This window comes from Rhodococcus aerolatus (genome assembly GCF_054783215.1).
In genome coordinates, this window is sequence record NZ_BAAGQZ010000001.1 from 132,985 (window position 1) to 143,759 (window position 10,775).

Annotated in this window: 17 protein-coding genes; 9 read left to right on the forward strand and 8 right to left on the reverse strand. The window is 74.5% G+C overall.

The features are described 5' to 3' along the window. Positions 1-11: 11 nt before the first annotated feature. From ACYVOF_RS00820 to ACYVOF_RS00860, 9 genes are read left to right on the forward strand one after another with little or no spacing between them, the layout of a single operon-like run. Positions 12-734, forward strand: a complete 723-nt coding sequence (locus ACYVOF_RS00820) for a DUF1906 domain-containing protein (protein ID WP_460863387.1) — start codon at positions 12-14, stop codon at positions 732-734. Further along, positions 731-1,654, forward strand: a complete 924-nt coding sequence (locus tag ACYVOF_RS00825; protein WP_460863389.1) for an N-acetylmuramoyl-L-alanine amidase — start codon at positions 731-733, stop codon at positions 1,652-1,654. Before ACYVOF_RS00820 ends, ACYVOF_RS00825 begins: the two co-directional genes overlap by 4 nt. After that, positions 1,654-1,896 (forward strand): holin, encoded by a 243-nt coding sequence (locus ACYVOF_RS00830; RefSeq protein WP_460863391.1) that lies wholly within the window; start codon positions 1,654-1,656, stop codon positions 1,894-1,896. The genes ACYVOF_RS00825 and ACYVOF_RS00830 overlap by 1 nt, the downstream gene beginning before the upstream one ends. Beyond that, complete coding sequence (locus ACYVOF_RS00835; protein ID WP_460863392.1) at positions 1,893-2,261, forward strand: hypothetical protein; 369 nt, start codon at positions 1,893-1,895, stop codon at positions 2,259-2,261. The genes ACYVOF_RS00830 and ACYVOF_RS00835 overlap by 4 nt, the downstream gene beginning before the upstream one ends. Beyond that, positions 2,258-2,503 (forward strand): DUF7620 family protein, encoded by a 246-nt coding sequence (locus ACYVOF_RS00840; protein ID WP_460863394.1) that lies wholly within the window; start codon positions 2,258-2,260, stop codon positions 2,501-2,503. The genes ACYVOF_RS00835 and ACYVOF_RS00840 overlap by 4 nt, the downstream gene beginning before the upstream one ends. 1 nt (position 2,504) lies before the next feature. Further along, a complete protein-coding gene (locus ACYVOF_RS00845) occupies positions 2,505-2,903 on the forward strand; it encodes a putative phage holin (RefSeq protein WP_460863396.1) in 399 nt (132 codons plus the stop codon). Positions 2,904-2,906: 3 nt separating this feature from the next. Further along, the gene (locus ACYVOF_RS00850) at positions 2,907-3,836 is read left to right on the forward strand and encodes a hypothetical protein (RefSeq protein ID WP_460863397.1); all 930 of its coding nucleotides are present in this window, start codon (positions 2,907-2,909) and stop codon (positions 3,834-3,836) included. Between the two features lies 1 nt (position 3,837). Continuing rightward, positions 3,838-4,350 carry a hypothetical protein gene (locus tag ACYVOF_RS00855; protein WP_460863399.1) on the forward strand — a complete coding sequence of 171 codons (513 nt, stop codon included), beginning with the start codon at positions 3,838-3,840 and terminating at the stop codon, positions 4,348-4,350. Beyond that, positions 4,347-5,882: a hyaluronate lyase N-terminal domain-containing protein gene (locus tag ACYVOF_RS00860; protein ID WP_460863400.1), complete on the forward strand. Its 1,536-nt coding sequence runs from the start codon at positions 4,347-4,349 to the stop codon at positions 5,880-5,882. The genes ACYVOF_RS00855 and ACYVOF_RS00860 overlap by 4 nt, the downstream gene beginning before the upstream one ends. 61 nt (positions 5,883-5,943) lie before the next feature. Here the strand turns inward: ACYVOF_RS00860 and ACYVOF_RS00865 are convergent, their stop codons facing one another. The 8 genes from ACYVOF_RS00865 to hemG form a co-directional block, all read right to left on the reverse strand. Further along, on the reverse strand, positions 5,944-6,177 hold the full coding sequence (locus ACYVOF_RS00865) for a hypothetical protein (RefSeq protein WP_460863403.1): 234 nt from the start codon (positions 6,175-6,177) through the stop codon (positions 5,944-5,946). Next, positions 6,174-6,404 carry a hypothetical protein gene (locus tag ACYVOF_RS00870; RefSeq protein WP_460863404.1) on the reverse strand — a complete coding sequence of 77 codons (231 nt, stop codon included), beginning with the start codon at positions 6,402-6,404 and terminating at the stop codon, positions 6,174-6,176. The genes ACYVOF_RS00865 and ACYVOF_RS00870 overlap by 4 nt, the downstream gene beginning before the upstream one ends. Beyond that, positions 6,404-6,619, reverse strand: a complete 216-nt coding sequence (locus ACYVOF_RS00875) for a hypothetical protein (protein WP_460863406.1) — start codon at positions 6,617-6,619, stop codon at positions 6,404-6,406. The genes ACYVOF_RS00870 and ACYVOF_RS00875 overlap by 1 nt, the downstream gene beginning before the upstream one ends. Further along, positions 6,619-6,789 (reverse strand): hypothetical protein, encoded by a 171-nt coding sequence (locus ACYVOF_RS00880; RefSeq protein WP_460863407.1) that lies wholly within the window; start codon positions 6,787-6,789, stop codon positions 6,619-6,621. Before ACYVOF_RS00880 ends, ACYVOF_RS00875 begins: the two co-directional genes overlap by 1 nt. A gap of 64 nt (positions 6,790-6,853) precedes the next feature. Then, complete coding sequence (locus ACYVOF_RS00885) at positions 6,854-7,396, reverse strand: hypothetical protein (RefSeq protein WP_460863410.1); 543 nt, start codon at positions 7,394-7,396, stop codon at positions 6,854-6,856. A 71-nt stretch (positions 7,397-7,467) separates the two neighbouring features. Continuing rightward, positions 7,468-8,370 (reverse strand): tyrosine-type recombinase/integrase, encoded by a 903-nt coding sequence (locus tag ACYVOF_RS00890; protein WP_460863412.1) that lies wholly within the window; start codon positions 8,368-8,370, stop codon positions 7,468-7,470. A gap of 270 nt (positions 8,371-8,640) precedes the next feature. Then, entirely contained in the window at positions 8,641-9,333 is a 693-nt protein-coding gene (gene hemQ / locus ACYVOF_RS00895; RefSeq protein ID WP_460863414.1) for a hydrogen peroxide-dependent heme synthase, read from the reverse strand. 55 nt (positions 9,334-9,388) lie between these two features. Further along, positions 9,389-10,775 (reverse strand): protoporphyrinogen oxidase (hemG, locus tag ACYVOF_RS00900; RefSeq protein ID WP_460863416.1); only part of this gene is annotated, 1,387 nt, incomplete at its 5' end.

Below are 10,775 nucleotides of genomic sequence, written 5' to 3' on the forward strand. Positions count from 1 at the left end.
CGGAGGCCCACGTGACCGAGTACGGCACCCTCGTCGACTTCTCCGCCGGCTTCCCCGACCCGGCCGCGGTGCTCGCCGCCGGCCACCGTGGGGTTGCCTGCTACGTCTCCGACCGGCGCCGCGACGCGCAGTGGATGGCGGCGAAGCCCCTCACCCGGGACTACGCCGACGCCTGCCACGCCCGGGGCCTCGACGTCGTCGCGATCTACCAGTACGGCAAGACGGGCAACCAGGACCCGCCCGACTGGCACGCCGGGTACGACGGCGGCTGCCGGCACGCCGAACGCGGCCTGACCATCGGCGGCGGGGCCGGGCTGCCCGCCCACCGGCCGATCTTCGCGCCCATCGACGACAACCCGACCCTGGACGAGTGGAACCGGATGGCCTCGCCGTTCCTGGCGGGCTGGGCCAGCGTCGCCGGCCTGCCCGACACCGGCGGGTACATGAACGCGCGCTGCATCGAGTGGGCCCTGGAGGACCAGGTCTGCACCTGGTTCATGCAGCACAACTGGTCCGGCGACCCGTCCATCAACGGCCACCACCCGGCTGCGCACCTGCACCAGGTGCGCATCGACAAGGACCGGGTCGGCGGCATCGGCGTCGACGTGAACGTGGCCCTGCGCGACGACTTCGGCCAGTGGGCCGCGGCGCCCACCGACACCGGCGACGACCTCGACGGCTACGGCGACCTGATCCTCGACCAGCTCCTCGGACCGATGGGACCCCGCTCGTGACCTTCACCGACCGCCCCACCCCGAACCAGTCCAGCCGCGGAACCACCCGGCCGGACCTCATCGTCATCCACGACGAGGAGGGCGACAGCGTCGCCGACAACCTCGGCCGCTACCTGCAGGGCAGCAGCGTGCAGGCGTCATACCACCTGATCGTCGACAAGGACGGCAACGTCTGCCGCGGGGTGCCCGACACCGCGGCCGCGTGGGCCGCCGGCCCCATCGCGAACAGCGCCGGCCTGCACCTGTGCTTCACCGGCCGCGCCGCGTGGTCGCGCGAGCAGTGGCTCGCCCGGCCCGCGCAGATGGCCGCGGCCGCGCAGCTCGTCGCCGACTGGTCCAGGACCTACGGCATCCCGCTGGTGCACCGCACCGTGGCCGAGCTGAACAGCGCCGCGGGCACCTCCGGCGTCGTCGGCCACATCGACGTGGCCGCGGCCTGGCGGGAGACCACCCACACCGACCCCGGCACGTCCTTCCCCTGGGACGTGCTCATCGACCGGGCGTCCGCGCTGCTGCGCGGCGTCTCCACCTCGAGCGTCCAGGAGGACGACGGCATGGCCACCAACGGAGAGACCATCATCGACCAGCTGCTCGGCTACCCCCAGGACGACGCGGGCGCCCCCAAGGCCGAGGCAGACGGCGGGAAGCGCCGCGGGTGGAAGCAGCTCGGCTGGCGCTCGCTCGTCGACGCGGTGGCCGTGCTGCTCACCGAGGCCACGCAGCGCCTCGCGAACCGGGTCGACTACAAGCTGCTGGGCGAGAACGAGCCCACGCAGCGGCCCACCGACACCGTGCTCGGCTACGCGATCAACGCGGACGCCCGCGCCTACGAGGCCCGGCAGATCGGCCAGAAGAATGCCGCCACGCTCGCGCGGGTCGAGGCCAAGCTCGACGCGCTCACCAAGAAGGCCGGCGCCTGATGCGCACCCGGGTGTTCTGGACCGACGCCGCCGAGCGCGCGGTCAAGACGTTCGCGCAGTCCCTGCTCGCCACCCTCGCGGTGGCCACGGGCCTGCTCGACGCGTCGTGGCTCGACTCCCTGTCCGTGGCCGGCCTGGCCACGCTGCTGTCCCTGCTGACCTCGGTCGCCTCGGCGGGTGCCGGGTCGGCCGGGTCCGCGTCGCTCGTCGACTCGGCGGGCCGCCACGCCAGGCCAGAGTGATCGCCGAGTTCGGGGCGGCCAACCTCACCCTCGGTGGGCTGCTCGCCGTGATCCTGCTGCTGCTGCTCAGGGCGTTCGTCACCGGGCAACTCGTCCCGTCCAGCACGGTCAACCAGGTCCGCGAGGACTGCAACGCCCGGGTCGCCACGGCGGACGCGCGGGCCACCGAGTGGAGGGACGTGGCCATGGGCCAGCAGGTCACCATCCGCACCCTGGCGCAGCAGCTCGACGCGATGGTCGCGTTGGGGCGCACCTCGGCGCACGTGCTGCAGTCGCTGCCGCGGCCGGCCGGGGAGCAGGCCACGATCGACGCCGCCGACGCCGCAGCGACGTCGGCGCTCATCGGCGAGCAGGGCCCGTCGTGAGGTGGCCGTTCGCGGCGGGCCGACCCACGCCGCTGCCCCCGGCTCCGCCCGCCGTCACCGAGGACCCGGCCGCCGTCCGGGAGGCGCGCGCTCAGGCTGAGAGCGCAGCGCAGCAGACCCACGCCCGCTGGTCCGTCGTGACCCAGGTGTCCAGCGAGCTGAACGAGCTCCACGACCGGAACCACTTCGGCGAGATGTTGACCGCGAGCATGCGGCTCAAGGACCGAGAGACGGAGAACTGACGTGCGCCACGGACCCCCCGCGCCCGACGACAACCTCGGCTTCCTGCCGAGCCAGCTCGCACTCGACGTCGGGAACGCGCTGCTGCTGCTCAGCGTGGTTCCGCTGACGATCTTCGTGGTGCTGTACGTGACCCGCTCGAGGTGGCGCACCCTGCTCGCCGGGCGGTCCCTGCTGTACCTGTCCGTCGCCCTGGACGCCGTGCTGGTGCAGGCCGCGGCGTCGGTGTTCCTGGGGGTGAACTACCCGCTCCGGGAGGAAATCCGGCTCGTCCTCTACGGGTCGGTGCTCCTCGCGTTCGTGCGGATGCTGCAGACCCTCATCCGGGTGCAGTCGGGCAAGGCCACCGGGATCCTGCCCGACACCGACCTGACCGACTCCCGCGCGCGCCAGGAGGACTGACACGTGAGCACCCCCGTGACCTACCAGGAGATCCTGGCGCAGGTCCGCTTCCACACGCTGCCCGTGCGCGGTGCCGACGGCCAGGACGTGTGGGTCGCCGAGATCGTCGATGGCAAGGGCGGCTTCGGCTTCCCCACCACCCAGGGCGACCCGGGCGACCGTGGCCCGGCGGGGCCGGCCGCCACCATCCTGGGCAAGAAGGCGAGCAGCACTCAGCTGCCGGTGCTCACCGACACCGCGGCCGACCGCGGCAAGGCGTACTGGGTCGGCGGGGTGCTGTGGGCCTGGTCGGGCACGGCGTGGGTGGACAGCAACGACCTCACCGGCCCGGGTGGTCCGGCCGCTGCGATCGCCGCAGCCCCGGACTACGACGGCTCGATCACCCCGGTGGCGGGCTCGTCGCTGCGGCACAACGGCACGAAGTGGTTCGCGCAGGACCCGATCGCCAACGCGTGGGAGCGCACCTCCGACATGACCGGCACCCCGGTCGCGAACGCGCTGGGCACGAGCTCCGGCACCGTCCCGACCGACACCGCAGTCGCCATCCCGTGGCAGTCCGAGGCCGGCTACCCCGGCTTCAGCTGGTCGTCGACGTCGAACCCCTCGCGCATCTACATCACCCGCACCGGCAAGTACGCGATCAACGCGACCCTGGGGTGGGAGCAGGCGGTCAACAACAGCCGCGGGATCGGGCTGCGGGTCAACGGGTCGTCGGCATCGGCGCTGAACTACGCCGGGGGTCACGTCGCGGCGGCCAACACCGGCGCGGCCGGCGACTTCTACAACATCACGAACGTGGCCTCGTGGCGGCTGATCCCGCTCAGCGCGGGCGACTACATCGAGCTGATGGCCTGGCAGAACCAGGGTGGCCAGGTCGACGTCGTCGCCCGCGCGCACGGCACCCGCATCACCGTCGAGTACCAGGGGGCCTGACGTGACGACGCTGACCGAGACCTGGTGGGACGTGGGCGGGGCCGGCCTCTCCGGCAAGGTGGTGCTGCAGGCCTCCGCCGAGCGGGAGTCCGCCGCGGGTGGGGCACGCATCGTGCCGGCGCCGATCACCCGCCAGTTCCGCCAGGGCGCCTTCGCGATCGACGGGCTCGAGCCGGGCCTGGTCGAGGTCTACGTCTACATCGACGACGGGCCGTCGTTCGGCAAGCGGGTGGAGCTGCCGGCGTCGGGGTCGGTGCGGCTGAAGGAGCTGGCCGCCGAGGTGGTCGACGTCGCCACCGTGAAGCTGTTCAGCGCCGAGCAGGTGGCCGCCGCACTGGAGTCCGCAGGCCTGGACACGAAGGCACCGCTGGACTCCCCCGCCTTCACCGGCACCCCCACCCTCAACGGTCAGCCGTTCCCCGCCGCCGGTGGCGGTGGCTCGTCCGTCGGCGTCGTCGACGGCGGCGACTTCGACACCACCCCGCCCGCCACCCTCGACGGAGGTCCCCTGTGAGCACCACCATCCAGACCCGCCGCGGCACCGCCGCGCAGGCCGCCACCAGCAACCCGGTGCTCGCCGCGGGGGAGATCGGCCGCGAGACCGACACCGGTCGGATCAAGTTCGGGGACGGCGCCACCGCCTGGAAGTCGCTGCCCTACGCCCCCGGCACCCGGTTCGACCAGGGGGAGGCGCTGGCCGCGAAGCTGGACGGGAAGACGGGTACCGCCGTCATCTACGTGGCCGGGGACTCCACCGGCAACGAGAGCATCGAGTGGCCGCGCCTGGCTCTTGGCAAGCTGGCCGCGGCCAGCCCGGACGCGCAGGTCGTCTACTCGGTGTGGGACGACACCGCTCAGGCCCTGTCCGCGGCGACGACCGTGCAGGCCGGGACCGGCGGGGCATCGTCGGGGGTCAAGGCGTCGGACAACTTCAACCGCAGCGGGGACCTCAAGGGGTCCACGTCCTCGGGCGGCGCGGTGTGGGGTGGCGACGCCAACGCCGCCGGGGACTGGACGGTGGGCGGCGGGGTCATCACCCGCACCTCCGACACCACCCTGGGCAAGGTGACCCTCGACAGCGGGGTGCCCGGGGACCGCACCGTGGCCTTCGGGGCGGGCACCATCTCCACCGCCGCCCAGCCGGCCACCGCGATCAACCGGCTCTACGTGAAGAACCTCGACAACTCGAACACCATCTACGGCTACCTCAACGTGGCGACCACCGGCGCCGTCACCTGGGGCATCACCCGCACCATCGCCGGCACCTCCACCAGTGTCACCGGCGCGGCCAACCCCATCCCCGCCAACAGCGGGTCGCAGGCGTGGGCCCCGAGCATCGCCGTGGCGGGCACCACGGTGACGTTCTCCCTGGGCAACGCGGGCAACAGCGTGCTCACCATGACCATGCCGCAGGCCGACGCCGACGCCCTGTCCGCCGCCACCGCCGACGGGGTCAGCGCCAGCCCGAACGCCGGCGGTCTGACCCTCGGACCCCTCACCGTCACCGTCACCGGCACCAGCGGGCCCGCGCTCAGCGTCACCATGTACAACGGCTCGGTGTCCGGCACCACCCTCGACTACCAGTCGACCCGGCTCGCCGCGCAGTGCCCCGCCACCCCCGACCTGGTGATGATCTCCTCGGTGCACAACTACGGCGCCCAGACCCCCACCCAGTACCTGGCCAAGCTCGACGCCTTCCTCGCCCTGGTCGCCGCGACCTGGCCGACCGCGGGCGTGGTCGTCGGGTCGCAGAACCCGGAGAAGGCCCCGGGGTCCAACATCAACGCCCACCTGCTGCGCTGCCTCGCGATCCGCGGGTGGGCCGCCAAGCGGGGCGTCGCCTACCTCCCCGTCATCGAAGCGTTCCGGGCCCGCACCGACCTGGGGGCCGGGCTCGTCAAGTCCGACGGCATCCACCCCACCACCACCGCCGACACCGCCGAGGCCGCCGACGGGGCCCCCGCCACCACCGGATCGCAGCTCTGGCAGCGGGTCGTCACCGCCTGGCTCACCGGCAAGCGGCTCGCGTCCGCCCCCTCCACCTGATCCAACCTGCACGACACGGCCCCCGCCCAGCCACCCGGCTGCGGCGGGGGCTTCCGTGCGTTCAGGCCCCGCGGTACGCCGCGTCCGCCCGGGCCGCGAGCGCGCGGTGCTCGGCCAGCCGCCGGCGGTTGCGCGCCACCCGCAGCCCCGGACCCAGGGTCACCAGCGCCAGGCCGACCAGCACGGCGTTGCCCGCGTGCGGCTGGCCGGCGGCTACGTTCATCACCGCACCGAGGGTGATGAGGGCGCCGAGCACGGCGGCGACGACGAGGGCGGCGGTGCGCAGGCGGGTCACGGCTCGATCGGCTCGTCCAGCCGCTTGCCGCAGTGCGGGCACGCAGGCAAAGCGACCGGCTCGTCGGCGATCTCGAAGGACCACAGCCCGGGCGGGATCGGCCCGGAGCCGAACATGGGCGGCCGGTCAGGGGTGGCGAAGTTGACCTCGTACCAGCCCGGCTTGTTGACCTTCATCCGCCCGGTCGAGCGGTCGTACTCAACGGTGGGGTCCTCGTCCTTGGCCATCAGGTGCGGTCCTTGATCTGGTAGATGCGGGAGCGGGACAGGCCGGTGGCGGCCATGAGGTCGGGGATCGATACCCCGCCGACCAGGGCGGCCCGGACGGCAGCGGCACGGTCGTCGGCGTGCACGGCCACGGTGCGCGTGGCCTGCTGCTGCGCGGCCTCGAGGTCGCGGGTGGCGGTGAGCACCGCGGCGAGCAGCTCGTCGGTGTCGGCCATCAGGCGGCGGCCTGCGCTGCCTGCAGGGCGATGACCAGGTCCTCGGCGGCGGTGAGCGCGTCGACGCTCTCGGCCGTGTAGCCGGCCTCAGCCGCGGCCTGCGCTGCGTCGTCGAGGTCGCGGCACGCGATGGCGTAGGCGTCGGGGCGGGTGGTCTGTGTGATCGTCATGACCCAAGTGTGCAGCCCGGGGTAGACAGGTATCAACCCCGGGATAGACGTTGGCCCGGTCGGGTCAGCACGGGCTCGGCTCGCCAATCTTCACCGCGGTGAGCACGGCCTCGCCCTCGCCGAACAGCTCACCGGGCGCGGGGCGCTGAGCCGTCACGACCCAGTTCCTGTCCAGCACCTGCTGCCGCCCGGCGCCGGTCCCGTCCTCGCTGAGCGAGACGAAGATGCCGAGCGTCTGGATCAGGTCCTGCGCGGCCTGCAGGTTCATGCACACCACGTCGGGCATCGACGCCCGCACCGGCTCGGCCGAGGTGGCCGGCGCCGCCGGCGGCACGGTGACCGAGGGCAGCACGCTGGTCGTCGTGGTGGGTGCGGCCGTGGTGGTGGTCGGCGCAGCTGCGGCGGTCGTGGTGCTCGTGGCCGGCGCCGCGGTCGAGGTCGAGTCGCCGCCGCGTCCACCCATCGCGCCCACCACGATCAGCAGCAGCACCACACCCCCGGCGATCCAGGGCCAGCGCTTCGGCTTCTTCGGCGGCTGCTGCGGCGGCGGTCCGTACCCGCCCGCCCCCTGTGGTCCGCCCCACCCCTGGCCCGGCTGCTGCGTCATCGTCATTCCCTTCGTCGCTGGTGGGCGGATTGTGGCGCGCGGGGTGGGGGCCTGTCAGGGGAACGGCAAGATCAGGCTGACTCGCGCACCACGGTGAGGCGCCGCGACCCCGGCGGGCGGGGCAGCGACTCCGCCAGGTCGTGCAGCCGGATCGGGCGCACCGCGGTGTAGACCTGCGTGCTCGTCGGGTCCTGGTGGCCCAGCAGCTCCTGCACCAGGCGCAGGTTGCCCGACGCCTCCAGCGCCTCCGTCCCGGCCCAGTGCCGCAGCGCGTGGAAGGTGCTGGGGATCCGCTGCGCGCGCAGGTGGTTGTTCGCGAGCTGGGAGACGTGCTGCGCGGTGACCGGGCCCGTGCCGCGCTCGCGGCGCCAGCACGGCCCCGACGCGGGCAGCATCGGGGCGAGCACCGCCCACACCCACCCGGGCACCACCGAGGTGCGGGGCCGGCCGCCCTTCGTCACCGTCAGCCGGATGAACGTGCGGCCGTCGTGGTGCACGAAGTCCTCCGCCCGCAGCGCGGCCACCTCCTTCGCACGCAGGCCGGACCACGCCGCCAGCAGCAGCCACGGCAGCACCCGCGGCGGCGCGGTCTCCAGGGCCCGCGTCAGGTCGGCCATGGTGATCGGCCGCGGGATGCCCGGCTTCGCCCGCGGGGTCACCAGCAGCGCGGCCGGGTCGTCGGGTCGGTAGCCCTTCTGGTGCAGCCACCGGAAGTAGGGCCGGATCATCGCCGTGCTGTTCCGGATGCGGTGCCGCGGCAGCGTGTCCTGCCACGCCTCGAGCTCGGCCTCGGTGGCCGTGGCTGGGTCGTGGCCCAGGTGCTCGCTCAGCCGCAGCAGGCACGCCGCCCGGGCGGCCACGGTGGTCTCCACCCGGCCGGCCCGGCGCATCCAGCGCAGGTGCTCGTCGAGGTGGGTGACGACTCCCACCGCGACGACCTCGTACTTGCCCGGACCCTGCCCCCCACGCTGCACCCCGTCCTCCGCTCCCCCTTGAGCCGAAGGGGGATCATCACCCAAAAGGTAAAGGTGCGCACCTGGAGTGACCAAAGCGAGACGGCGTGTCGGTCAATCAGGCGACACGGCGCAGCGGCAGGACGACGCCGTGACCAGCGCTATCGCGGCTGCTCCATCTCGATGCGCCTGGAGCCGACCGGCTCCTGACCGCGACGCACCAGCGCCCCCGACCGGTCCGGTCGGGGGCGCTCGCGTCCGCGGGGACGGGTCGGCTAGGGACGGGTGGGCTCAGGGCAGGCGGGTGAGCAGGTCGCCGACGGCCACGCGGGGCCCGGTGTAGAACGGCACCTCCTCGCGGACGTGGCGGCGCGCCTCGGTGGCCCGCAGGTCGCGCATGAGGTCGACGATGCGGTGCAGCTCGGGGGCCTCGAAGGCCAGCAGCCACTCGTAGTCGCCCAGCGCGAAGGCGGGCACGGTGTTGGCCCGGACGTCGGCGTACCCGCGGGCGGCCTTGCCGTGGTCGGCCAGCATCTGGCGGCGCTCGGAGTCGGGCAGCAGGTACCAGTCGATCGACCGGACGAACGGGTACAGGCACAGGTAGGCGCCCGGCTCCTCCCCGGCGACGAACGCGGGCACGTGGCTCTTGTTGAACTCCGCGGGGCGGTGCAGGCCCACCTGGCTCCACACCGGCTCGCTGGCCCGCCCCAGGGCGGTGTCGCGGCGCAACCCGGAGTACGCGGCCTGCAGCGGCTCGACGTCCTCGGCGTGGGTCCACACGAGGTAGTCCGCGTCGGCCCGCAGCCCGGCCACGTCGTACACCCCGCGGACGACGACGCCCTTGTTCTCCAGCGACTCGAGGTAGGCCTGCGCCTCCGCGGCGGCAGCGGTGCGGTCCTCGCCGAGCGCGCCCGGCCGGACGCGGAACACCGAGAACATCGTGTACCGGACCATCGAGTTCAGGGCGGCGTAGTCGTGGCGCATGCCCCCATCCTGCCACCGGGGCACCCGTCCGACCGGGCCCGCGGGGAGGCGCTGCTCACCCCGTCGGCCGTGCCGGGACGGGGCCGGCCACCCGCTCGGCGGCGGCCCGGGCGGAGCCCACCACCGCGGGCACCCCCACCCCGTGCAGCAGCGACCCGGCCACGGCCAGCCCCGGCTGGGCTGCCACCGCCGCCAGCAGCCGGCCCACCCGCTCGAGGTGGCCGGGGGCGTACTGCGGCAGCCCGCCGCCCCACCGCGCGACCACGGCGTCGACCGGGGCCGCCCGCAGGCCGTGCAGCCCGGCCAGGTCCTCGCGCACCAGCCGGACCAGCTCGGCGTCGTCGCGCGCCAGCGCGGCGGTGTCGCCGAAGCGGCCCAGCGAGGCGCGCAGCAGCACCGTCGACCCGTCGGCCAGGTGCGGCCACTTGCGGCTGGAGTGCGTGAAGGCCTTGGCGTGCAGGGTCTCCCCCGTCGCCACCAGGGCCCCGGAGGTGGCCGGCAGCACGTCGTCGACGTCGGCCGCGCGGTAGGCCAGGGCCACGACGACGCTGGAGCCGAGCTCGACCCCGGCCGCCTCCGCCGCGGCCGCGGGCACCGGCCCGGCCAGCAGCCGGCGCAGCGCGGGGGCGGGGACGGCCAGGACGACGGCGTCGACCTCGAGGGGCGCAGTGGTCCCGGCCGCGTCGGTGGTGCTCAGCCGCCAGCCGGACGCGGTGCGGGCCAGGTCGGTGACCGTGGTCCGCAGCCGCACCTCGGCCGCGGCCGCGGTGCGCAGGGCGTCGAGCAGCACCCGGTACCCGCCGGCGACCGCCCCGAACACCGGGCCCGGCACCGGGGAGCCCGGCAGTGCGTCGGTGGCGGCGGCGAGCAGGTCCAGCTCGTCGCGCCCGGTCGCGGCCCCGGCCCGGTCCAGCGCCGCGGCGAGCGCCGGCACCGCGGCCCGCACCCCCAGCGACGCCGCGGAGCCGGAGTAGACCCCGCCGAGCAGGGGGTCGACCGAGCGCGCGACGACCTCCTCGCCCAGGGCGCCGCCGACGAGCCGGGCCACGGTGGTGTCGGACCCCGGCGACCAGGTGACGCGGCCCGGCGCGGCGGCGCGCGCCCGGCCGGCGGGGCTGAGCAGCTCGGCCACCGCGGCGGTGGCCGCGGGCACGCCCATCACGGTCCGCCGCGGCAGCGGGTGCAGCCGGGCACCGGCGACGACGGCGGCCACCGCCCTCGACGGGTGCACGAGGCGGTCGGCCAGGCCCAGCTCGGCCACGAGGTCGAGGACCTCGGGGCGCCGCGCCAGGAACGCCTCGGCGCCGACGTCGAGCGGCCGGCCGCCCACCTCCACGGTGCGCAGCACGCCCCCGAGGTGGTCGCGGGACTCCAGCAGCACCACGTCGGCGGCGAGGCCGAGCAGCGCCCGCAGCCCGTGCGCGGCGGCCAGCGCCGCGAGA

Excerpts from the sequence above, each read along its gene's own strand:
- ACYVOF_RS00830 (WP_460863391.1), top strand. The coding sequence starts at position 1,654 with ATGCGCACCCGGGTGTTCTGGACCGACGCCGCCGAGCGCGCGGTCAAG.
- ACYVOF_RS00870 (WP_460863404.1), bottom strand. The coding sequence starts at position 6,404 with ATGGCCAAGGACGAGGACCCCACCGTTGAGTACGACCGCTCGACCGGG.
- ACYVOF_RS00875 (WP_460863406.1), bottom strand. The coding sequence starts at position 6,619 with ATGGCCGACACCGACGAGCTGCTCGCCGCGGTGCTCACCGCCACCCGC.
- ACYVOF_RS00880 (WP_460863407.1), bottom strand. The coding sequence starts at position 6,789 with ATGACGATCACACAGACCACCCGCCCCGACGCCTACGCCATCGCGTGC.
- ACYVOF_RS00885 (WP_460863410.1), bottom strand. The coding sequence starts at position 7,396 with ATGACGCAGCAGCCGGGCCAGGGGTGGGGCGGACCACAGGGGGCGGGC.
- hemQ (WP_460863414.1), bottom strand. The coding sequence starts at position 9,333 with ATGCGCCACGACTACGCCGCCCTGAACTCGATGGTCCGGTACACGATG.